The organism is Williamsia sp. Y844, assembly GCF_056786475.1.
Genome location: NZ_JBXCJB010000003.1, coordinates 697,034 through 719,011, shown reverse-complemented (window position 1 = coordinate 719,011; position 21,978 = coordinate 697,034). Strand labels below are relative to the sequence as shown.

Annotated in this window: 21 protein-coding genes; 10 read left to right on the top strand and 11 right to left on the bottom strand. The window is 63.5% G+C overall.

The window, feature by feature from the left end:
• The first annotated feature begins 27 nt into the window (after window positions 1–27).
• From AC1TQG_RS20175 to AC1TQG_RS20165, 3 genes are all read left to right on the top strand, one after another.
• Window positions 28–492: a DoxX family protein gene (locus tag AC1TQG_RS20175; protein ID WP_482139605.1), complete on the top strand. Its 465-nt coding sequence runs from the start codon at window positions 28–30 to the stop codon at window positions 490–492.
• 100 nt (window positions 493–592) lie between these two features.
• A complete protein-coding gene (locus AC1TQG_RS20170) occupies window positions 593–1,072 on the top strand; it encodes a nitroreductase family deazaflavin-dependent oxidoreductase (RefSeq protein WP_482139604.1) in 480 nt (159 codons plus the stop codon).
• Between the two features lie 23 nt (window positions 1,073–1,095).
• Window positions 1,096–1,971 carry a hypothetical protein gene (locus tag AC1TQG_RS20165; RefSeq protein ID WP_482139603.1) on the top strand — a complete coding sequence of 292 codons (876 nt, stop codon included), beginning with the start codon at window positions 1,096–1,098 and terminating at the stop codon, window positions 1,969–1,971.
• A 33-nt stretch (window positions 1,972–2,004) separates the two neighbouring features.
• Here AC1TQG_RS20165 and AC1TQG_RS20160 read toward each other — a convergent pair whose 3' ends face one another.
• From AC1TQG_RS20160 to AC1TQG_RS20150, 3 genes are all read right to left on the bottom strand, one after another.
• A complete protein-coding gene (locus AC1TQG_RS20160; RefSeq protein WP_482139602.1) occupies window positions 2,005–3,222 on the bottom strand; it encodes a cation:proton antiporter in 1,218 nt (405 codons plus the stop codon).
• A 140-nt stretch (window positions 3,223–3,362) separates the two neighbouring features.
• Entirely contained in the window at window positions 3,363–3,752 is a 390-nt protein-coding gene (locus tag AC1TQG_RS20155) for a DUF732 domain-containing protein (protein ID WP_482139601.1), read from the bottom strand.
• A gap of 44 nt (window positions 3,753–3,796) precedes the next feature.
• Window positions 3,797–5,191: a hypothetical protein gene (locus AC1TQG_RS20150; RefSeq protein ID WP_482139600.1), complete on the bottom strand. Its 1,395-nt coding sequence runs from the start codon at window positions 5,189–5,191 to the stop codon at window positions 3,797–3,799.
• A gap of 166 nt (window positions 5,192–5,357) precedes the next feature.
• Between AC1TQG_RS20150 and AC1TQG_RS20145 the strand changes: the two genes are divergently transcribed.
• The gene (locus AC1TQG_RS20145; RefSeq protein ID WP_482139599.1) at window positions 5,358–5,789 is read left to right on the top strand and encodes a DUF309 domain-containing protein; all 432 of its coding nucleotides are present in this window, start codon (window positions 5,358–5,360) and stop codon (window positions 5,787–5,789) included.
• On the opposite strand, the gene AC1TQG_RS20140 is transcribed toward AC1TQG_RS20145, so the two are convergent.
• The gene (locus AC1TQG_RS20140) at window positions 5,752–7,290 is read right to left on the bottom strand and encodes a flavin-containing monooxygenase (RefSeq protein WP_482139598.1); all 1,539 of its coding nucleotides are present in this window, start codon (window positions 7,288–7,290) and stop codon (window positions 5,752–5,754) included. The two genes, AC1TQG_RS20145 and AC1TQG_RS20140, sit on opposite strands and share 38 nt — an antisense overlap.
• A gap of 60 nt (window positions 7,291–7,350) precedes the next feature.
• Between AC1TQG_RS20140 and AC1TQG_RS20135 the strand changes: the two genes are divergently transcribed.
• Window positions 7,351–8,442, top strand: coding sequence for an AraC family transcriptional regulator ligand-binding domain-containing protein (locus tag AC1TQG_RS20135; RefSeq protein WP_482139597.1), 1,092 nt, complete (start codon window positions 7,351–7,353; stop codon window positions 8,440–8,442).
• On the opposite strand, the gene AC1TQG_RS20130 is transcribed toward AC1TQG_RS20135, so the two are convergent.
• Window positions 8,345–9,175 (bottom strand): HugZ family pyridoxamine 5'-phosphate oxidase, encoded by an 831-nt coding sequence (locus AC1TQG_RS20130; protein WP_482139596.1) that lies wholly within the window; start codon window positions 9,173–9,175, stop codon window positions 8,345–8,347. The two genes, AC1TQG_RS20135 and AC1TQG_RS20130, sit on opposite strands and share 98 nt — an antisense overlap.
• A 67-nt stretch (window positions 9,176–9,242) precedes the next feature.
• Here AC1TQG_RS20130 and AC1TQG_RS20125 point away from each other — a divergent pair, with 67 nt between their 5' ends.
• A complete protein-coding gene (locus tag AC1TQG_RS20125; RefSeq protein WP_482139595.1) occupies window positions 9,243–9,956 on the top strand; it encodes a VOC family protein in 714 nt (237 codons plus the stop codon).
• Between the two features lie 80 nt (window positions 9,957–10,036).
• Here AC1TQG_RS20125 and AC1TQG_RS20120 read toward each other — a convergent pair whose 3' ends face one another.
• A complete protein-coding gene (locus AC1TQG_RS20120; protein WP_482139594.1) occupies window positions 10,037–11,182 on the bottom strand; it encodes a thiolase family protein in 1,146 nt (381 codons plus the stop codon).
• A gap of 16 nt (window positions 11,183–11,198) precedes the next feature.
• Window positions 11,199–11,627 carry a Zn-ribbon domain-containing OB-fold protein gene (locus AC1TQG_RS20115; protein WP_482139593.1) on the bottom strand — a complete coding sequence of 143 codons (429 nt, stop codon included), beginning with the start codon at window positions 11,625–11,627 and terminating at the stop codon, window positions 11,199–11,201.
• Between the two features lie 274 nt (window positions 11,628–11,901).
• On the opposite strand from AC1TQG_RS20115, the gene AC1TQG_RS20110 reads away from it, so the two are divergent.
• The gene (locus tag AC1TQG_RS20110; RefSeq protein ID WP_482139592.1) at window positions 11,902–12,822 is read left to right on the top strand and encodes a tyrosine-protein phosphatase; all 921 of its coding nucleotides are present in this window, start codon (window positions 11,902–11,904) and stop codon (window positions 12,820–12,822) included.
• Window positions 12,823–12,892: 70 nt separating this feature from the next.
• Here the strand turns inward: AC1TQG_RS20110 and AC1TQG_RS20105 are convergent, their stop codons facing one another.
• Together AC1TQG_RS20105 and AC1TQG_RS20100 are read right to left on the bottom strand one after the other, a co-directional pair.
• On the bottom strand, window positions 12,893–14,896 hold the full coding sequence (locus AC1TQG_RS20105) for an SDR family oxidoreductase (RefSeq protein ID WP_482139591.1): 2,004 nt from the start codon (window positions 14,894–14,896) through the stop codon (window positions 12,893–12,895).
• A gap of 88 nt (window positions 14,897–14,984) precedes the next feature.
• On the bottom strand, window positions 14,985–16,007 hold the full coding sequence (locus AC1TQG_RS20100; RefSeq protein ID WP_482139590.1) for an ABC transporter substrate-binding protein: 1,023 nt from the start codon (window positions 16,005–16,007) through the stop codon (window positions 14,985–14,987).
• Window positions 16,008–16,125: 118 nt separating this feature from the next.
• Here AC1TQG_RS20100 and AC1TQG_RS20095 point away from each other — a divergent pair, with 118 nt between their 5' ends.
• The 3 genes from AC1TQG_RS20095 (at window position 16,126) to AC1TQG_RS20085 (ending at window position 19,268) form a co-directional block, all read left to right on the top strand.
• Window positions 16,126–17,007 carry a DUF1295 domain-containing protein gene (locus tag AC1TQG_RS20095; RefSeq protein ID WP_482139589.1) on the top strand — a complete coding sequence of 294 codons (882 nt, stop codon included), beginning with the start codon at window positions 16,126–16,128 and terminating at the stop codon, window positions 17,005–17,007.
• Window positions 17,004–18,125, top strand: coding sequence for an FAD-dependent oxidoreductase (locus tag AC1TQG_RS20090; protein ID WP_482139588.1), 1,122 nt, complete (start codon window positions 17,004–17,006; stop codon window positions 18,123–18,125). Before AC1TQG_RS20095 ends, AC1TQG_RS20090 begins: the two co-directional genes overlap by 4 nt.
• A gap of 480 nt (window positions 18,126–18,605) precedes the next feature.
• Window positions 18,606–19,268 (top strand): nitroreductase family protein, encoded by a 663-nt coding sequence (locus AC1TQG_RS20085; protein WP_482139587.1) that lies wholly within the window; start codon window positions 18,606–18,608, stop codon window positions 19,266–19,268.
• A gap of 4 nt (window positions 19,269–19,272) precedes the next feature.
• Here AC1TQG_RS20085 and AC1TQG_RS20080 read toward each other — a convergent pair whose 3' ends face one another.
• Together AC1TQG_RS20080 and AC1TQG_RS20075 are read right to left on the bottom strand one after the other, a co-directional pair.
• Window positions 19,273–20,454, bottom strand: a complete 1,182-nt coding sequence (locus AC1TQG_RS20080; RefSeq protein WP_482139586.1) for a metallophosphoesterase — start codon at window positions 20,452–20,454, stop codon at window positions 19,273–19,275.
• A 168-nt stretch (window positions 20,455–20,622) separates the two neighbouring features.
• Entirely contained in the window at window positions 20,623–21,888 is a 1,266-nt protein-coding gene (locus AC1TQG_RS20075; RefSeq protein WP_482139585.1) for an amidohydrolase family protein, read from the bottom strand.
• Window positions 21,889–21,978: the final 90 nt, after the last annotated feature.

The window sequence follows — 21,978 nt, the reverse complement described above, 5'->3', positions numbered from 1 at the left end:
ACTTCGAACATTAAGGCAGTTCAGAGAATGAATAACCCCATCATTCGTAGCGTAGGCATCCTCGTTGCGCGCATCGGTCTCGGCATCGTCTTCTTGGCGCATGGACTTCAGAAGTTCCAGCAGAACGGATGGGCCGGACCGAAAGCCGGCTTCGAGATGATGGATGTGCCGCTGGCCCCGGTGTCGGCCTTCCTGGTCACCTGGCTCGAGATCCTCGGTGGCATCGCCCTGATTGCCGGCGCCCTGACCCCGATCGTCGGTGCTCTGCTGTTCCTCGACATGCTTGGCGCGCTTTTCATCACGCATATCGACAACGGCATCTGGGCGTCCGACGGCGGATACGAGCTGGTCTTGTCGCTCGGGATGGGCGCGCTGCTGCTCGCCGTCGTGGGTGCCGGAAAGTTCAGCGTCGATGCGGCCCTGGGCACGAAGGTGGGTTGGCTTGCCGCCGACAACAAGCGTTCGAACGATCTGGTCGGTGCCAACAGCTGACACCACCATTGAAATCGCCGCGGACCGGTGCGCTCACCAGCGCGCCGGTCCGCGGCGGATTGATGCGGTGGGTAGACGTCGGAGTGGGTAGCCTGTGCCGGTGGGGATTCTGACGCCGCTGGCGGTAAAGATTGGCGCGCTCTCGTGGATGCCGAAAATGCTTCCACTCATCGAGAAGACCGACGTGCGCCTGCAGCGCCTCACCAGGGGGCGAGTGAGTGTGCTCGACATCGCCGGACTTCCCAATATCGTTCTGCGGGTACCCGGACGCAAGACCGGAAACATCCGGTCGACACCTCTGCTCTGTGCCCTGAAGGACGACGGCTGGCTGATTGCCGGTTCATACTTCGGAAACCCGGAGATGCCCAGCTGGGTGCTCAACATCAGGGCCTGCGAGACGGCCGAGGTCGTGCATCGCGGAAAAACGTTGAAGGTCAACTGGCGGGAGATCACCGGACCCGAGCGTGACGAGGTCTGGAAGATCCTGCTCGACACCTGGCCGAACTTTGCGATCTACGAAGAGCGGACCGATCGATTGATCCCGGTGTTCTTCCTGAGTAAGGTCACCGCCGACTCTTAGGTCAGTGGGCAGGGGCGATCGCAGTGGACATCAACGAGGTGGCCGACGAACTGTACGGTCTGGAACCGGCCGATTTTGTCGAGACCCGCACGGCCCGGGCCAAAGAAGCACGCGCCGCGGGGGATAAGGCGCTCGCCAACAAGATCGCCGGCCTGCGACGGCCGACCACCGTCGCGTGGATGGTCAACATCCTGTCCCGAGAGAACTCCGATGACATCGAGAATTTGCTCGACCTCGGTGAGGCGATGCGCGACGCTCAGCGCCACCTGGCCGGCGACGAACTGCGGACTCTGACGACCCAGCGCCAGCAGGTGGTTCGCGCATTGGCCAGGCAAGCCGGTGCACTGGCCGCAGGCAATGGGCATCAGGCGAGTGAGACCGCGCTCCGGGAGGTCGGTCAGTCCTTGCATGCGGCCCTGGCCGATCCCGAGATCGGAGAACTGGTCCGGGCCGGTCGATTGCTCTCCGCGGTCAGTTATAGCGGAATGGGTCCGGCCGGACTGACATTGGTTGGCGGAAGCGAACGCAAGCGCACGTCCACGCGCGCGCCCCGTGACGAGGCATCAGACGACGCCGTCAAGGCGACTCGGGCGCAGCTTGCCGAGGCGGAGGAAGCCGAGCGCACCGCGGTGTCGACGACCCGAGAAGCAAAAAAGGAGGCCGCCCTGGCCGAGTCAGCCGTCGAAGACGCGTCGGTTCGGGTGGAGGAACTGCGCGGGCAACTGGCGCAGGCTGAACAAGAACTTCAATTCGCCCGCCGCGCCGAACGGGTCGCAACCGAACATGCCGCGGAGTCGGAGCAGGAGACGAAGCAGGCCCGCGAACGAGTGGTGCAGTTCCGCGAGCGACTCGAATCGCTCGCGGCAGACCCCGATGGGAGCGGCCGGCCGCCGCGTTGAACCATAGGACTGTCGAATATGTTCTGCCGCTGGTCAGTTGGGCTCGCCGATGTCGATGCGGTGTGCCCGACGCTCGAGCCACTGAGCAAGCACACTTGACCCGACGCCGTGTATCACCACGCTGGCCATCACCGTGACCGTCATCGCATACAGGGTGTCGTCGGCGATCGTGCCGTCCAGCGCATTGAACGCCAGGAGCCCGAAAACGATCGACGCCGTACCGCGTGGGCCGAGCATTCCGATCACCAGTCGGTCGACGCGGCTCAGATCGGTGCCCATCAGCGACAGATACACCGGTCCGATACGCAGGACGGTCAGCGCGGCGATGCCGAGAATGATGATCTGCCAGACGAATCCGAACTCGAACACCAGGACCGACGCGCAGCCGAACACGAACCACATGGTGAGCGCAGCGAGCGCACCCACGTCGTCGACCAGGCTGAGTTCTTCGTCGCGGGGTCCATCCCTGCGTGCCGCTTTGTAGGCGATACCGCAGATGAACGCGGCCACAAAGCCATTGCCGTCCACCTGCTGTGCGCAACCGTAGGCGAAGAGCGGAAAGATGACGAGACTGATCCGGATCGACTGCTCGGTGGCGAACCCTCGTCTCAAGGACTGGTTGGTCAACCAGGCGGCGACGATGCCGACAGCGGCGCCGACAACAACCGCCGACAGCGCCGCGGGCAGCGCGGTCTCGAGTGCATCAGCCGGAGACTGTGCGTGCGAGTGGTCACCGGCAAGGGTGAGGGCAAAGATGAAGAGCGGCGCCACGATTCCGTCGTTGTAGCCACTCTCGACATTCAGGAGGTGACGTACCCGCGGTGAGATGCGTTGGTCACGAACGATTGATGACGCGGGAGCCAGGTCGATCGGGATGATGATGCATGCGATGAGCAGAAGGACACCGATGGACAGACTCGGTAGCAGTGCAACACCCAACAGCATGGCCGCTGCGATCGACAACGGCATCGCGATGAGCAACAACCGAAACGAGATTCGGCGTTCGCCTGCGAAGTAGCCGCCCTTGACCTCGGAGGCGTCGACGAACAGCAGCACCGCCAGGATCAACTCGACAATTCGTTCGGCCACGACTGTGTCGAGTGCGTTGCCGATGTCGTTGTTTGTGGTCAGTCCGATGGTGATGCCGGCCATGACCATCAGGAATGGCCCGGAGATCCGGAATCGTGCCAAGCGGCCGGCGATGAGGGACCAGCTGACGATCACCAGCATGGCGATCAGAATCGACGTCATCGTGTTGTCAGCTGTTGGCCGAAGTCCCCGAGCACCCGGTGATCGTATACGTGGCCGTGGCGCGCTGCGACCGGACGTGGCCGGTCGCAGCGCTCGGCATTTGTTGTGCCGGTGAGTTGTTGGGCGTTCAGCTCATGTACTCAGTTGCCGGTGAGTTTGCCGACGTTGCCCGGGCAGTAGATCGGGACCGCGATGTTGATCAAGGTGCGCGACTTCGAGTCGCTCAGACCGGTGTCGTCGGCGGTCAAGGTAATCGTGTCGTTCAGACTTGTCCCGTTTGTCAGTTCATCGCACACCGTCCGCGCGGCGGCGATCTGCTCATCGCTGTTACCGAATGTTGCGTCCTGAGATTTCAGGGCCTCGGTATACGTCTTGTCCTGGACGTTTCCGGCGGCAGTGGAAGCACTGTCGATGGCCCGCTCAGCGCTGCTACGCACCTGTTCGGTTGTATCCTGGACCTCTTCGCTGCTGCAGGCCGAAGCAAACAGCAAGCAGCTGACAAAGGAAACCAGTGCCACAAGCTTTTTCATATCGTCTCCGTTTCGTTGACGCTCATGGAAGAAACGATAAGCGATCAGTCGACGGGCTTGTCGATCCCGACCGAACTTGTCGGCGGGATCGGGTCTGAGGGTTCGGGGCCCGACTCGGGCGGGGCGTAGCCGATGGCGGGGCGGGCGAGGAGTTCGACCGCCAGTAGCGCGAGTACGGCGATCAGAATGGTCATGATGACGACCAGTCCCGACGGGTAGTCCCAGAAGACCAGGACGATGATCGCGATCGCAATGATCCCGATGCGTAGCGGCAACCGGAACTTCGCCGCGTACACCTCGGCCGGGTGCGGGACGCGGCCACTGCCGTTGCCGCGCGTAGCGTTCAGCGCCTTGCTGAACCCGCGCCGGATCGCCGCTGCCGAGGCGGATGCGCCGGTGAGGTAGCCGATCAAGGCGATCGCAATACCCAAGACGGCCACCGCACGCAGACTGGTGCGCAAGGGGACCACGAGGGTGTCGAGGAGGACCGCCGCAGCATCGCTGGACATGACGTCGGGTGGAACCGCGTCGAGGTAGACGGCGCGCCCGATGCTGATCGAAATGGCGAGCAGTGCCATCGCGATGGCAATCACCACGCCGACCAAGGAGAACGCGCGTCGTCGGGATCCGCTGGGCGCGGCCCAGATCGCGGCGGCGGCGACGAGTAGGGTGACCCACGGCAAGATGGATGCGGCCTTGTCCAACGCGGAGACCGCACGCTGGGCCTTGACCAGGTCGGGGGACTGGAAGATCACAAAGGACTTGTTGATATCGGGGATGTTCGCGGCGAACGAGAATCCACGGTCGACCAGCGCGCCGCGGACGTTGTCGATGATCGGTTTCAGCTCGATGCTGACGGTGCCTTCATCGTCGATCTGTACGGCCTTGGCCGTGTCCCCGGTCAAGACCGCCACCAGATTCTCGTGGGCCCGCCGGTTGGCGGCGGTCCACAGGGTCTTGAATTGATCTGAGGCAAGTAGGCGCTGGACCGTTTCATCGATGAACGATCGTGCTTGCTGGGTGAGCACCGGGGCAAGACCGGTCACCGCGGGTGGAACGTTGGGAGCGTTCGCGGTCAGTGCGTTCAGAGCGTCGGTCGTGACCTGCTCGATGTTGGCGCGGGTCATGATCGCGTCGGTGATCTGCGCGGCCAATTCGTCGTGCAGAACGGTGTTTTCGGCCAGTGGCGCCACCGTTTGGATGTATCGGTCGGTGTCGAGTACCTCGGCGCGGGCGAACCGTGCGAGCACGGCTGAGTACGCCAGAATCGCCACCAGCACCAGAAGTATCGCGGCGGCGGTCCAGCGCAAGCCCCGGTGTCCGCGCCGGGCCGTCGCGACACCGGTTGGTGCGGTCGATGGCTCGGCGAGTTCGCGGCGCAACCTGAGAAGTTCAGCGCGCTCTGAATCGTCGAGCGGTTCGGTGGTATTCGAGTCCATGATCGCGCCTCGTATCGTTGGTGACTGCACGGCGGCGCACGCAGATCATGCGCCGATCATCGACGCGCCGGCCATCAGCGTAAACCGACCAGCCTTTGCCGGAGTGCGTCACGATGGAAGTTCACCCGTGGAAGGTGAGAACGATTGTGGGCAAGGCAGTGAACACATGAATGACGACCGTGACCGCGACTCGGCAGGGCGCGCGCGGCAAGCGCGTCCGCGCGATGCACTTGGCCGGCCACTGGCCTACGGCGCTGCCGGTGTGGAACCGGTGTCGGAGGAGCCGATGCCACCGGCAGAAACCATCGCCGTGGCCACCGCGCTACTCGAACAGGGCCGTCCGTTCTCGGCACATGAGGTGTACGAGGTCCGATGGAAGACGGGTCCCGATGCCGAAAACGACCTGTGGCAGGGGCTCGCGCAAATCTGTGTGGCGCTGACCCATCAGGCCAGAGGTAACCACCGCGGTGCGATGCGACTACTCGAACGGGCGACCGCACGGCTGTCGGCGTACGCGGACACCGCCGGACCGACGTACGGGCTCGACCTCGACGATGTGATCAGCGGTGCACGGCAGGAGATCGTCGGGACGCAGTGATCTGCGATCTCGGTGTGCCCTGCAGAGTTTTGCCCAGGTTTGCCCGCAATGTCGTCGCGGAGTCGAGCAGGTAGTTCTGCCGGACCTTCCAGGGGCTGCGGTCGCCCTGGCGGGGGAACGCATCGATCGACCGCTGGACGTAGCCCGATGCCAGGTCGAGCAGGGGGAGTTCCTTGAGTGAGGGGTCGCGTTTGGGGACCACCGCGGCGAAGTTGTTGCGGTCCATGAAGTTCAGGACCTTGCAGACCAGTCGCGACGTCAGGTCGGCGCGCAAGGTCCACGATGCGTTGGTGTACCCGATGCAGATGGCGAAGTTGGGTACGCCGGTGATCATCGCGCCCTGCCAGACGAATTGCTTCGACAGTTCGACCTCCTCGCCGTCGACGCGGAGTTCAAGACCACCGAAAGCCAGGAGTTCGAGGCCGGTGGCTGTGACGATCACATCGGCGGGTAGAAACCGGCCGGACTCGAGGCGGATGCCTTCGGGCAGAACCGAATCGATGCGGTCGGTGACGATCTCGGCGTCGCCCTTCTTCATCGCCTTGAACAGATCCGCGTTGGGGATGGCGCACAGTCGCTGATCCCACGGGTCATACGATGGAGTCAGGTGCTCGGCCACCACTGCGGCATCGCCGAGGATCTTGGTACTCAGCTTGGTCAGCAGTGCGCGGGCAGCTTGTGGTCGCCGCTGGCAGAACTGATAGACACCGATGGCGAACAGGATGTTCTTGGTGCGGATCAGTCGGTGGGCAACGCGCGGTGGCAGGACGGCACGGAGCTTGTCGGCGATCTTGTCGCGGCTGGGCACCGCGCTGATCCAGGTCGGTGAGCGCTGCAGCATCGTCACGTGGGCGGCAGTCGGGGTCATCGAGGGGACGAGGGTCACCGCGGTGGCTCCGCTGCCGATGATGACGACCTGCTTGTCGGCGTAGTCGAGATCTTCGGGCCAGAACTGCGGGTGGACAACGGTTCCGGAGAAAGTGTCGAGACCGGGAATGTCCGGTGAGTAGCCCTTGTCGTAGTTGTAGTAACCGGCGCAGGAGTACAGGAACCGGCAGCGCAGGGTCTGCTCGACGACGGCACCGACCGCGCTGGTCTCGTGTGTCGTCAGCGTCCACAGCGCGTCGGCGGTAGAAAAGTCGGCGGCCACGATCTTTGTGCGGTAACGGATCTTGTCGTCGATCCCGAACTCGTCAGCCGTCTCCTGGATATATCGCAGGATCGAGGTTCCGTCGGCGATCGACTTCGCATCGCGCCACGGGCGGAATTGGTATCCGAGGGTGAACATGTCGGAGTCCGAACGCACGCCCGGATACCGGAACAGGTCCCAGGTGCCGCCCATGACATCGCGTGCTTCGAGGATCGCGTACGACAATCCGGGGCATTCGGTCTGCAGGCGATACGCCGCACCGATCCCGGACAGCCCCGCTCCCATGATCACCACGTCAAGATCCGCTTCTGGCGCGGCTGTAGTGGAATCGCCATTTCGTGAGATCGACATGTATCCAGCCTCCGTACTACCGACATGCGGTACTTGATTCTGTGCGACAACTATTTGATCATGGACGACATGTCCGTGATCCGATCGGCCGGTCTGCGAGGCTTTCGGGCTCTGGCTGCCGAACTCGGCGGCGACGCCGAACAGATCGCACGACTCGCCGGGCTCCCGCCTGCGGCCCTCGACAGCGACGACCTTTTGGTTTCGGACCTCGCGATGGCCCGCACGCTCGAGATCGCAGCTCAGCAGTTGGCCTGTCCCGATCTCGGCCTCCGGCTGGCCGCGCGGCAGGACCTGGGAATGCTCGGACCGCTGGCGCTGGCGATCGTGAACTCGTCGACGCTGGCAGACGCTCTCGAATGCACGTCGAGGTACCTCTTCGTGCACGCCCAGTCGCTGAGTCTGGCGCTCGAGACCGATCCCTACGGAGTCGCGGGGGTGGTCGCGCTGCGATACGGACCCGGCGCCGGGGTCGAGACGACCATTCAGGGTACCGACCTCGGGCTCGGCTTCCTTCATCGTTCGATCGAGCGACTGCTCGGTGGCAGCTATGGGCTTCGGACGGTGGAACTGCCTTATCAGCCCGTTGCGCCACTCGCTCGCTACGAGGACTTCTTCGGAGTGCCGGTCCGGACCAACCGGCAGTCGGCGATGCTGCGTGTGCCCCGCAGCATCGCATCTCGGCCACTTGCCGGAGCCGACGAGAACCTGCGGATGTTGTCGCGGGCGTTCCTTGCGGAGCAGGTTTCCGATGCCGGCGCGGCCACGGCCCCGCGGGTGCGGGCGGCGGTGCAACAGGTCCTGGGGACCGCGCCACCCGAGATCGGTTCTGTGGCAAGGCTACTCGCAACCCATCCGCGAACGTTGCAGCGTCGGTTGGCCGCTGAGGGCACGTCGTTCTCCGCGATACTCGATTCGGTGCGCCGCACAGAGGCGCGCCGGTACCTCACCACCACCGACATGCCCATGGGGCAGTTGGCCGCCATGATCGGGTTGACCGAGCAGGCAACATTCACCCGCTGCGCTCAGAGATGGTGGGGGAGTACGCCCACCGGTGTCAGGAAGGCCGGCCTTCGGCAGTTGGATCCGTCAGGGCCGCCTTCGCCCGCTTGGCCAGATCGACCGTCGCCATCCGCAGATCGGCTGCTGCGGTGATCGGTGTGGAGTAACCGACCCGCGTGTACGCGATTCCGCGAGGTGTGACCACCCGGAGATCGAGACCGTAGCGGTCGGCGCCGGTGCAGGTGGCCTCGGTGGTGTCGGGGAATCCACCGAGTCCCTGCGCCATCTCGACGAGGGAACCGGCGTGATCGTTGTTGAGATGTTCGATGGCGCGCGCGGAACCCGGTGTCACCGGATCGGGTGTCGCAGCCAGATAGGCCTGTGCAGTCGCCGAATCCATCCGCCCGTAACCGCCGACCCACCGAACGCGCTCGACCCGCAGGATCCAGAGTGCGAAATCGCTGTAGTCCACGTAGTACTTCGCGGCGGGAACCGCGGCCAGGTGCGCCTCGCGAGCGGCGGCGAACTCGTCACCGGTCGGTCGTTCGACGTGGCCGGCCAGGGTGATCCGCGCGCTCGCCAACGGATCGGACACAGCGTTGGGCGCGACGATCGCGATACTCGCCCGCGGGTTGCCTGCCAGGTTCCGGCCGTGCTCGGCCATATTCGAAACGCATAGGACGGGCGCACCACCGAGTAGTCCGTAGGTGATAAATGACGCCCAGGGGTCGCCTTCGGCGGTCAGACTGGCGAGCGTGCCGGCATTTGTAGACGCGGCAATCGTCTGGGCCTCTTCAGCAGCCGACGGACGCGTCGAGTCGGCAACCTCGGTCAAGGGTGCTGGAACGGAGGGTGCATCGCCGGGATCGCCGTGATCGAGAGTCATGTGCGAATCCTACGTGTCGAACGCGTGGCCACATGGGCGCTCGAGTCGCGGGTGGTAGGAATGATCGATGAGCTCAGAGCAGGCGCGTCGGTCGCTGTCATCGGCCATCGTCGTTACGACCGAGGACGTCGATGCGAGCCGGCGGGCCTATGAGCGACTGCTGGGAATCGACGAAGGCGTGCCGTTGACGGTCAACAACGCGTTGATCGAATTGTGTGTCGGCAGTTCAGAGACGACACCACATCGGGCATTGTTCGGCACCGCTGATTTCGCTGCGACCACCCGCTTGCTTCGCAGGCGCGGGCTGGCGCTCACCGAGACCGCCCCGGGACGAGCCGAGGCCGACGGCGAATCATCCGTCGGCGTGATCGAGGCCGCGCAGCTTGCACCGACGGCTGGTTCGGAGCTGACCGCCGTCGACCACCTCGTGTTCAATGCCGCGAGTCGTGACGGCGCCGTGGCGCTGTTCGGTGCGACCCTCGGCATGGATTTCCGGCTGGAGCAGTCGATCCACGAAAAGATTCACCAGCTGTTCTTCCGCGCCCCGACGATGGTCGTGGAGGTTGTTGTCGGACAAGGTGATCCGGGTTCGGCGACGACGGCTGCCGCGACGACCCTGTGGGGTATCGCCTGGCGATCGACCGACATCGACCTGACTCATCGCCGTCTTGTTGCCGCCGATGTGGAGGTCAGTGAGATGCGTACCGGCCGCAAACCCGGCACCCAGGTGTTCTCGGTGCGCGACCGCGCGCTGGGATTGCCGACCCTGGTCATCGACTGACCCGCAAACGCTCCACAAATACAAAGACGCTCCACAAATATGTGGAGCGTCTTCGTAGAGGTGGAGCGTTTGCGGACTGGTTACAGCGACAGGACCGACGCGGCAGCCGTTCCGGGCGCGCCGTACACCTGGGCGTAGCCGACCTTCGGGTTGCCGGGCACCTGACGGTCGCCGGCCTGTCCGCGAAGCTGGAGAACCAGTTCGTGGACCTGACGGATACCGGAAGCACCGATGGGCTCACCGTTGGCGATCAGGCCGCCGTCGGTGTTGACCGGCATCGAACCACCGATTTCGGTGGCGCCCTCGGCAATCAGCTTCTCCTGATCACCATCGGCACAGAAGCCGTTCTCTGCCATGTGGATGACCTCGGCTCCGGCGTCGGTGTCCTGCAACTGCATGACGTCGACGTCTTCGGGTCCGATGCCGGCCATCTCGTAGGCGGCCTTGGACGCGTACACGGTCGGCGACACATCCTCATCAACCGCGGCCCAGGTGGCGTGCACCTCGTACGCACCGTAGGTACGGGTGCGGATTGCGGTGGACTTGAGGAACACCGGCTTCTGGGTGAACCGCGCAGCAAGATCGCCGCGGCACATGATGACGGCAGCGGCGCCCTCGTCGGGTGCGCAGAACATGTAGTGCGTCAACGGGTAGTTGAGCATCTGGGCGCCGAGGATCTCTTCCTCGCTGATCGGCTTGCGGCGGAAGGCCTTTGGATTGAGCCCACCGTTGCGGTAGTTCTTGGCCGCAACCTTTGCCAGGGTCTCGACGGAGATGTCGTGATCGCGGATGTACCGGCTGATCTTCATCCCGAAGAACTGGGTGGTGACGAACTGGCCGTTTTCGGCGTACCAGGCGGGCAGTCCGAGCATTGCGGGATCTGCGGTGAAGGCTCCGCGGGGGTGCTTGTCGGTGCCGACGGCGATACCGATGTCGTACTTGCCCGAGCGGATTCCGTCAGCGGTCTGTTCGATCGCGCTGGCTGAGGTGGCGCAGGCGTTGAACACGTTGGTGAAGGGGATGCCGGTCAGGCCAACGAGCCTGGTGACCGCGTCGGTGTTGTCGACCTCGTAACTACCACCGATGCCGAACTGGATGTCTTTCCACTCTGCGCCGGCATCAGCCAGTGCGAGTTGGATTGCGTCGGCAGCCATTTCGATGGCTGACTTGGCGCCGAATCGGCCAAATGGGTGCAAACCCACGCCGATGATCGCAACGTCGTTCATATTCGCCTCTCCTCGCTCAGCTGTTCTCTGCCACCGGCGCAAACGCCCAGGTGATGATCTCGGTGCCGTCTTCTTCGGTGTAGAAGGGGATGAAGGTGAGTTCGACGTCCGTGATGGCCGCCAGCTTCTCCGGATCCGCTTCGGTCAGACGTGCTTCGACGCGAACCACGTCGTCGAGCTGGATGAGACCGACACCGAAGGTTTCGAACGTCGCTGCCGTCTCGCCACCGGCGTACGGAAGCTTCGGTACAAATCCCTGGGTGGTGAAGGCGATCAGTTTGCCGCGCCGGGGCAATAGGAGATCCGACATGTCCGGGCCGCTGCAGCGCGGGCAACGATTCTGGCGGGGCCAGGTCGTCGCGCTGCAGGCATCGCATTTGCTGCCGATGAGCTGCGGATTTTCCGCAGGCCAAGTTGAAACGTCGGGCGCGAGCGCCTTCGTCATGAGCCGTCCTCCATGGTCTGGGGCCCCACCTGAGTCCGGAGGGACCGGGGCTATCCATTCACACTATACGGAAATGACATTCTCGTCTACGAAAGTGCGATGCTCCGTGTGTCGGGCTGGGCCGGTGCTCAGTCCGATGGGACGCCCTGCCTCAGTGTGATCCACCAGGCGCTGTGCGTGAGAATAAAATTGTCTTTGTCTGCAATTCGAATTCTCAAACGGTGAACCCAGATATGTTCCGCTCGTACTTCTTCGACTACGTAAGGAACCTGAGTTGTCTCGAATTCTCGCCGGTGCGCATCGCCGGAATGCTGGACTCGCCGTCACCCTCACAGTGGCAGGTTCGCTCCTGCTGTTCAGTTCGCCGGTTGCGCTCGCAGCCCCGGTCGCTGATCCGGTCGGTGGGCTCGGCTTCGGCTCATCGGAATCGCCATCGATCCCGGCGACCCCAGTCCTGACCTCCGTCGACAATTTCCGTGACATTGCGGGATCTGTTGCCGGTTACCAGGGCATCGGGGGGCTCGATCTCAATCGTGGCACCATCTATCGTTCGAATGCGTTGCTTGCCAACGACATCGATTTGGCGACGCTCAACACGCTCGGCATCACCAGGGTCTATGACCTGCGGACGGCTCCGGAAATCGAGGGCAAAGCGGACCGCCTGCCAGACGGGGCGACCCGGACCTGGCTCCCGACCCTGGCCGGCGACATGCTGAGCCAGGTGAGCCAGCTGAAGACTCCTGCGGACTCGGTCGCCTTCATGGAGGACATGAATCGACGGTTCGTGACCGACGCCGAGGTGAGGAAGAGTTTCACCACGCTTTTCAACGATCTGGCATCTACGCGTGGTGCGCAGGTCATTCATTGCACCGCGGGCAAGGATCGCACCGGTTGGGCCACCGCTGTCCTCCAGAGCCTCGCGGGCGTCTCGCCGCAAACGATCATGTCGGACTACCTGCTGACGAACGAGTATTCGGCAGTCTCGATCGAGCGTCAGCTCGCTGGGGTCGGGGCCGCGCGCGGGCCCGAGGCAGTGGCGCTCTATTCGCCGCTCCTCCACGTGAATGAGAGCTACCTGCAAGCGGGACTGACACAATTGCAGGCCGACTACGGCTCGGTGTACAACTACCTGCTCTCCGGATTGGGCTTGAGTCCGCAGACAATTGCCGCTCTGCTCGCCAAGCTCATCGGCTGACCCGACCTGACTGAGGAGTGATGTGCCGGGGTGGCGCGGTGGACACCCCGGCACTGACCTGGGTATAGGCCTACCAGTGAACCCCGCCGAGCACGCGCGCCAGGATGAGCTGCTCGGATTCGCGTCGACCGGATTCCTCGCCGCGGGCAGCTGCTGAATCAGGGAAGACCTGATACGCCAGGTTCAGGATTCGGAATGCGAGCTTGGGCGTCAGCGTGTGGGCCAGCGCTCCGAGGTTGCCGATCTTTGTGTTGATCTCGTGTGGCTTGTCGACCAGTGCGGCGATGACCTTGTCCGCTGCCTGGCCCGGGCTGATCGTGGGGAACCGGTCGTAGATCTTTGTCGGCGCGATCATGGGTGTCCGGACCAGTGGCATGTGGATGCTGGTGAAGGAGATCCCGTCGCCGAAGAGTTCCGACGAGACCACGTTGGACCAGGAATCGAGGGCGGCTTTGGATGCGACATAGGCGCTGAATCGAGGCGGGTTCGTCTGAACTCCGATGGATGAGACGTTGACGATGTGACCGCGCCCCTGTTGACGCATCGTCGGCAGCAACCCGATGACCAACCTGATGGCACCGAAATAGTTGAGCTGCATGGTCCTTTCGAAGTCGTGGAAGCGGTCCTCGGACAATTTCAGCGACCGGCGAATCGATCTGCCCGCGTTGTTGACCACGAAGTCGATCCGCTCGAAATCCAGACTCAACTGTTTGGTGAGCGCGTCGATCGCGTCCAGATCCGATAGATCGCAGCCGTATGCGTGCGCGGTTCCGCCCTGACTTTCGATGAGATCTTTGGTGGCCTCGAGCTTTTCGATTCCGCGTGCGACAAGAATCGGGATGGCGCCCGCCTTGGCGACTTTGACCGCGGTGACCAGCCCGATACCCGACGATGCCCCGGTGATCACCACGGTCCGTCCGGCAAGGGCGTCGACCGTGCGGCGATCGGAGATGATCGAATCGTCGAGGAACTGCTCCCAGTAGGCCCACAACCCCGGTGCATAGGAGTCCAGGTCGGGCATTGTGATGCCCGAACCCTCCAGTGCGCTCACCGTCCGAGCCGAGGTGTACACCGCAGGGAAGGACACATGGGCCAACACTTCTGGCGGGATCCCGAGTCTTCCGACGGTCTCGCGCAACGCGAACTGAACCGCACCGAAGCGCATGGCGCTACCCAGCAGCTCTGCCGGTTGCAGTGCCTGCGGCAGGAGTTGGGTCGGGATGCGATCGGTGACCGACCTGTCGATGGGCAGAGCGAACTGAGGTGCCTTCGCCGCTGCGGCGAAGCTGTTGACCATACGCACGGTGTTCTGTGGCTTGGGATTCATCAGGTGGAAGGCCTGGCCGTCCAGGTCGGGTACATGCGCAAGGTGATCCATGGCGCGGGCAACGTAATCGACCGGTACGAGGTTGGTGTCTCCGAGGTCGATGGCGACGAGGGGAACGCCGGCAGACAACAGGTTACGAATCCGTTTGATCGCCGGGAAGAAGTAGTAGGGGCCGTCGATCTTGTCCATCTCACCTGTCTCGGAGTCCCCGACCACGATGGACGGCCGGTAGACCCGCCACGGAACAGTCGACTCTTCGCGGACCATCCGCTCCGACTCGAACTTGGTGCGGTGATACGGGGACGGCAGCCCCTGACCCTCGTCGAACATCGTCTCGTCGAAGACGCCTCTGTGGTCACCGGATGCCGCGACCGATGAAACATGGTGGAAGCAAGAGGCTTCGAGTGCTCCGGCCAACGCCAGTGCCGCCCGGGTGCCGCCGACGTTGAACAGTTCATTGGCCTCGTCCGAGGCAGTCATGTCGTAGATCGCGGCGAGATGAAAGAAGTGATCGATCGTGCCCCGGTGTTCATCGATCCAGTCGGCATCGACACCGAGTAGATCCTCTTGGAGGTCGCCGACCACCGGGATCACCCGGTCGGTGTTCCAGATCCGGATCTGCCGGTCGAGTGAGGCCCGCGATCGGTTACGCACCAGGACGAAGATCGGCCCGACACGGTTGTCGAGGAGTTGCCCGACAAGATGCCGACCGATGAACCCGGTTGCGCCGGTGACGAAGTAGGCCACGGGACCAGCGTAAGTCCACAAATGACACACGTCCCCGGGTTGCGAATACGCGAACCCGGGGACGTGTGTGGAAAAGCTTTGGTCGTGACTACTGCGCGAGTTGCGGTGCCAGTTGCTCGACGACGTAGGGGATGGTGAGCACGGACGGGACCGACATCGCGCCGCCGAGAACCTGGTCCACCCATACGACCCCGCCGCGCTTGACGACGTCGAGGTTCATGAACGCGGCATTCTGCTTGAGCTTGTCGTTGGATCCCTGCCAGTCCACGACGACGATCTTGTCGAGCGAGTTCAGCAGGTTCAGGTTCTCCGTAGAGATCGAACCGTAGAAACCGCTGGTGATCGTCGGCAAGAGTTCGGCCGGGAACGTCATGCCCAGTTCCGCCAGCGTTTGGCCACGTCCGTCGGTGTCACTGTAGATCGCGACGCCACCGTCGGTTCCGTTGGTGATCACCGCGCCCTTCTTGCCCACGATGGTGGGGTACTCGGTCTGGGCATCGGTGAAGACCTGCTCGGTCTCATCGATCAGCTTCTGAGTCGCCTCGGGCATCCCGACGGCCTTGCCGATCTGCGTTGCGGCAGCCTGCCACGGCACCTGCCAGTCCGGGTACTGGGCCTCACGCAGGATCGTCGGCGCGACCTTGCTCAGGGAGTCGTACTGCTCCTTGGTCACCGAGCTGTTCACGGCGACGATCAGATCGGGGTTCGTTGCCAGGATATTCGGGATCTCGGCACCGAGATTGGAACTGGCTTCGGCCAGCACGACCGGCGCGTTGTCGCCGATCAAATCCTCGTTCCAGGGCTCGGTCACGCGTTTGGCCTCAGGATCGCTGAACGGGGTCATCGTGGTCGGGACGATGCCAAGCGCCAGCAGGGTGTCGGCATCACCGACGCCCACCGAGGCAACGCGAGTGGGTTCTTTGTCGATGGTCACCGGACCGAAGTTCTGCTCGATGGTGACGGGGTACGCACCGGGCTCCGCGGAAACCGTTGCCGACGTGTCGTTGTCCTCGTCGGGTGAGGAGCACGCCGAGGCTCCGATGAGAGCGGCCACCGTCGCGGACGCGATGACAATCTTTGATACGGCGGAACGGCGGTTCTTCCAGTGCACTGGGGCTTCCTCACATAAATGGCTTAGGGCAGGCTCACCATACAGCGTTTGCCGGTTGGTAGGAAGAAGATGGTGCTTCCGGGTCGAATTGCGCACGTGCGGTGGCAGTATCGGGACGATGACCAGGAGTGCTTCGTATGTTCGGGTCGGCGGGGCCTATCTGATCGCGCTGGCGCTCGCCGGTGCCTGGCTCGGGTGGGGCCCGCGGACCGACGCCCTGTGGTTCGACACCTTGATTGCCGATGTGCTGGGAACCGTGGTGATCTTCGCCTTCAGCCGGTGGTACGGCAACTCGAGTTTCTACGACGCCTATTGGAGTGTGGTCCCGCCGCTGTTGCTGTTCTACTGGTGGTTTGCCGGCGGGCTCGGCATCGATCAGGTTCACTGCTGGCTTGTTTCGGTCGTGGTGGTCCTCTGGGCGATCCGGCTGACGGCGAACTGGGCTCACTCGTTTCCCGGCCTGCATCATGAGGATTGGCGGTACGGAATGCTCCGCGCCCGATCCGGCCGGTTCGGTTTTGTCACCGATCTGGTGGCGATCCACCTGATCCCGACCGCACAGGTTTTCCTCGGCATGATCCCGGTCTATGTCGCCGTGACCACCGGTGGCGACAACCTGTTGTGGCTCAGCGTGTTTGCGTGTGCGCTGGGGTTGGCCGCGGTCCTCCTCGAATGGGTGGCCGACGGTCAGATGCGTCGGTACGTCGGTAGCCGAAGTCCTGGTCAGATCATGGATCAGGGGGTGTGGAGCTGGTCGCGGCATCCGAACTACTTCGGAGAGTTCATCTTCTGGTGTGCGTTGGCGTTGTTCGGTGTTGCCGCTGCGCCCGCAGATGCGTGGTGGCTGTTCGTCGGTGCTGCCGCGATGCTTGCGATGTTCCTCGGGGCCAGTATCCCGATGATGGAGGAGCGCAGTCTGCAGCGCCGGCCCGGATACGAGGATGTGATCGATCGAGTATCCCGGTTTGTCCCACGGCCGCAACGAAAGGTGACGGTGTGAGCCGCAGGCGCGTGGTCATAGCCGGTTTGGGTGACAGCGGTGTCCTGGCCGCCATCCACCTCGCGGGGCGCTGCGACGTGGTGGGGATTTCGGTCAAACCCGGTCTCGTCAGTGGTCAGGAGTTGGGGTTGCGGCTCAGTCGTCCGGACTCGTGGTCCCGGGACTATCGGGTCGATTTCGACAGATTCCGGGGATTGGACGGGGTGCGAACCGTCCATGGAGCCCTGACCGGTGTCGACGTCGGAGCCCGGCACGTCACGATCACTGGCCCGGACGGGTCTGCGAGCGTCGAAAATTATGACGCCTTGGTGATTTCAACCGGCGTCGCCAACGGGTTCTGGCGGCGTCCCACGCTCCAGTCCAGCGCGGAGATCGACGACGATCTTCAGCAGGCGCACGACACCATCGCGCGGGCGCACTCGGTCATCGTCGTCGGTGGTGGTGCGGCCGCGGTCGGTTGCGCCGCAAATATCGCTGCTCGCTGGCCACATACCCGCGTCGATCTCTACTACCCGGGGCAGCATGCGTTGCCGCACCATCACCCCCGCACCTGGCGGCGCGTCAGGGACCGCCTGGACGACCTGGGAGTCCACCTGCATCCCGGGCACCGGGCTTTGGTGCCCAACGGATTTGAATGTGACCGGATCATCGACGACCCGGTTCGATGGTCGACGGGCCAATCACCTTCGGAGGCCGACGCCGTTGTGTGGGCGATAGGACGGACTCGTCCGAACACCGAATGGTTGCCCGATGAGTTCCTCGACGACGGCGGATTCGTACGGGTCGACAATCGTCTGAGGGTCCCCGGATGCCCCGGGGTGTTCGCAGTTGGCGACGTCGCCGCCACCGACGCGCTTCGAACATCGGCGCGCAACAGGGCCGATCGTCTGGTCGCACACAACGTCCGGGCCCACTTCGAAGGCCGTCAACTCAAGTCTTACCGGCCGAAGGGGCATCGGTGGGGTTCGGTACTCGGGGCGCAAGCCGACGGCCTGGAGGTCTTTGCGCCGACGGGTCAGGCTTTTCGATTCCCGGCGTGGTCCATCGATCGGGTGTTGCAACCCTGGATCGTCCGGCGCGGGATCTATCACGGGGTGCGGGATCGCGCCGACCTTTGAAAAGCAGCCGACCCCGCAACATCGGTGAGATGTTGCGGGGTCGGGAGACTGCTGGTGGGGGCAGCGACGTTGGTGCCCGATCAGCTGTGGATCACGGCAATCCGGCAAGGAAGAACCGAAGGATTTCCATCGCCCACGGAGTCGAGTTGAGGAATGCGTCTATGGCGGCATCAATTGGTGAGTACAAAGAAATCCTTGCTCCTCCAGATATGTCCGCAGCCCTCGTGTGTGCACGAGGGCTGCGGAGCGAGTGTCAGTTGATTACAGTACTGGACCCTCTCCGACGGTGATGATCAGATTCGGCTGATACCGGTTCCGCAGGGGGATATCGTTCGGATCCGCGCTGGTCGTGGCCGGTGGTGTGAGCACCGATGACGCGACATGAGAGAGTGGCGAAGACAAATCACTGAGTTGTCGGGGCAGTTCGCCGCGCCGGGCGTGTCCTGATGAGGCCGGTCTGGGACGGGTAGGGAGTTTTGCATGGGTGAGACGACGACGGATGTCTGGGAAGCGATGTCGACCGCTCGCGCGATCCGGAGGTTCACCGACGAACCTGTCGACGACGCCACGCTGGCCCGCTGCCTGCAAGCCGCGTCCTGGGCACCCTCGGGTGCCAATGCGCAGGCCTGGCGGTTCGTGGTGTTGCGCTCTCCGGAGCAGCGAATTGTTGTCGGCAAGGCCGCCAAGCACGCACTCGACGTGATCGAACCGGTGTATGGGATGTCGCGGCCTGCCGACGACGACAACAGTCGTCGCGCGCGGACAAACCGGGCGACGTACGAATTGCACGACCGGGCCGGCGAATTCACGTCGGTGCTCTTTGTTCAACAGAATTTCACCACCGCCTCTGAGCTGTTGCTCGGCGGCTCGATCTTCCCGGCGATGCAGAACTTCCTGCTCGCAGCCCGGTCTCAGGGGTTGGGCGCCTGCCTCACCGGGTGGGCGTCGTACGAAGGTGAACCGTTGTTCCGGGAGGCGGTCGGTGTCCCTGCGGACTGGATCATCGCCGGACATGTGGTGGTTGGATGGCCGCGCGGGCGCCACGGCCCCGTCCGTCGAAAGCCGCTGAGCGACATCGTGTCTTTGGATCGGTGGGACGGCGAACCGGGTGCGCTGGCGGATGCTCCGCCCCTGGTGAGCTGACGCGTCAGGCCTTGCGGTGAAGTTCGAGGATGGTGATCTCTGGGGGTGCCCCCACCCTCACCGGGGGTCCCCAGGCGCCGGCGCCGCGCGTCGTGTAAAGAATCGTGTCGCCGATCCGGTCCAGCCCTGATACCGAAGGTTGTTGCAAGGCAACAAGATAGTTGAACGGCCACATCTGGCCGCCATGGGTGTGCCCGGATACCTGCATGTCGATTCCGAGGTCTGACGCCTCGAATGCCTGGCGTGGTTCGTGCGCAAGCAGCAATGCGAACCGGTTGGGATCGCGCCCATCGAGCGCGGCGGCAAGATCAGGTTCGTAGGGTTCGGGCGAGGTGTAGTCGTGGATCCCCACGATGTCGATGCTCGCATCGTCCCGCTCGATCGACAGCCGCTCGTTTCGTAATGTGTGGATGCCCAACCGATCCCACACATCGAGCCAGCGACCACCGTCGTCGGCATAGAACTCGTGATTACCGCTGACGCCGTACACACCCAATGGTGCCGACAAGTCGGCCAGCGGTTCGAGGTCTGCGGCGACGTTTGCCACCGTTCCGTCGATGAGGTCGCCGGCGACGAGTATCAAATCAGGGCGCTGTTCGTTGACGAGCTTCACAACTCGTTTGGTGAACCCGACGCCGCGAGCCGGCCCGACGTGCAGATCCGATATCAGTGCGACTCTGAGTCCGTCGAATTCCGTGGGCAGACGGGGGAGCGCCACCGAGGCATCGACGATCTTCGGTTGTGCCGCAACAACTACGCCGTATGTTGTGGTGACCAGAGCCCCGACGACAACCGCCGCGGTGGTCAGGCGCACCACTAACAGACGTGTGCCCCCGGCTGCCCGATCACCGCTCGGCTCATCGGTGTCAATGCTCGATCGACTTCTGCGCAATACTCCGATCAGTCGGGCGGTCGCAGATCCGGCGGCGACCAGGATGAGGCCCAGGATCAGATAGAAGCCGACACCGAGCCATACCCACCCGGCGAATCCGAGTGGCCGGGCCCAGGATGTATCGAATTGATCGCCGCTGCCCATCCCGATGACCGCGAGCACCCACAGGAGGGCCAGTGCACTGTCGACAACAATCGACCACGGACGTGGAAGCCTGGTTGCCCGGACAAGCCTGCGGTGAAACCAATAGGTCAGCAGTGCGGCCACAACCGCAAAGACCATCAAACGTGTCATCGACGCACCGGGAACGGGAGATGGGGCAAGCTCTGCTCAGTCATATCCCGACCAGGCTAGCGGCGAATGCGCAGGAGGTGGTCATCGCCGGCCTGGTCACCGCTGATCGGCCACATGCGTGTGGCCCACCGGATCAGATCCGATGGGCCACAGACACTAAGCGCTGCTCTACGTGTTGGCGAGCTCGTAGCGGCGGCGGTATTCCTCTTTGGACGTCTCGTTGGTGTCGATATCCTTGGCTCGTGCGCGCAGTGCCCCGACGGTCGCCTGTTCGCGTGGGGTGTGCTTGAACGGATCCCAGTTGAAGAACTTGGCGACGTTTCCGAAGGTGATCTTGTCGATCTCTTCGTCGGTGAGTCCGGCGGCGTCCAGCTCCGGCTTCAGCGTCTCCGGTGACAACGGCCAGGTGGAGTCCGAATGCGGGTAGTCGCATTCCCACGCGATGGTGTCGATCCCGATGTGGTCGCGGTTGTTCAGACCGCTCGGTTCCGTGATGTAGCAAGCCAGGAAGTTGTTCTTCCACACGTCGGTGGGCGACATCCCCTTGGGGGTGAAGCTCTTACCTGTCCACGACTGGTTGACCACGTGGCGTTCGAGTCGATCGAGCCACGGTGCAACCCAGCCGACGCCACCCTCGCTCATCGCGAACTTGAGGTCGGGGAACTTCAGGAATACGCCGCTGAGCATGACATCGTTGGCCGCGATCGTGGAGATCAGCGGTGTCAACACCATCATGTCGTCGATGTTGAACCCTTCGGGCCGCTGGATCAGGCCGAAGCCGCCACCGATATGCAGGCTCAGGACGATGCCGTGCTCCACGCATGCGGCAAAGATCGGGTCCCAGTAACCGGATTCGAAACTGGGGAAACCCGACCCGTACGGGGTTTCCGGGATACTGATCGACCGGCATCCCATGGCAGCAAGGCGGTGGACCTCCTTCACCGACTCGTCGACGTCGAAGAAGGGGAGAATGCCCAGCGGGATGAAGCGACCGGGATGGGCGTCCGGGACCTCGCCGACCACCCAGTCGTTGAACGCCCGGCATGCAACCAGCGACAGGGCCTTGTCGGGCAGGCTTGCCAGGTGGGTTCCGGCAAAGCCGGGGAAGGTGGCAAAGAGCGTGGCCGCGAGGGTGCCGTTGGCATCCATGTCACGGACGCGCAGGTCCATGTCGTAGACGCCCGGCCGCATCTCGGCGTATCCGGTGGGGTCCATGCCCCACTCTTCCTTCGGCCACGAGACAACGGCGTTGAGGCCGGAGCTACCGACCACCTTGTCCTGGAACAGCCACGCTTGGACCTTGGGATTGCGCGGATTGGCGGTCAGCTTCGGCGCCTGATCCATGAGGCTCTTCGGGAAGTGCTTTTCAAAGATGTCGGCGGGCTCGACCACGTGATCGTCGATGCTGACCATCACCATGTCGTCAATATTCATCAAAGTCCTCTCGTACTGGGCAGCAGTGCCCGGGGGCAGGCCTATGAGAATGATACTCTCATTCACAGAGAAGATGGATCTTTTCAGGTG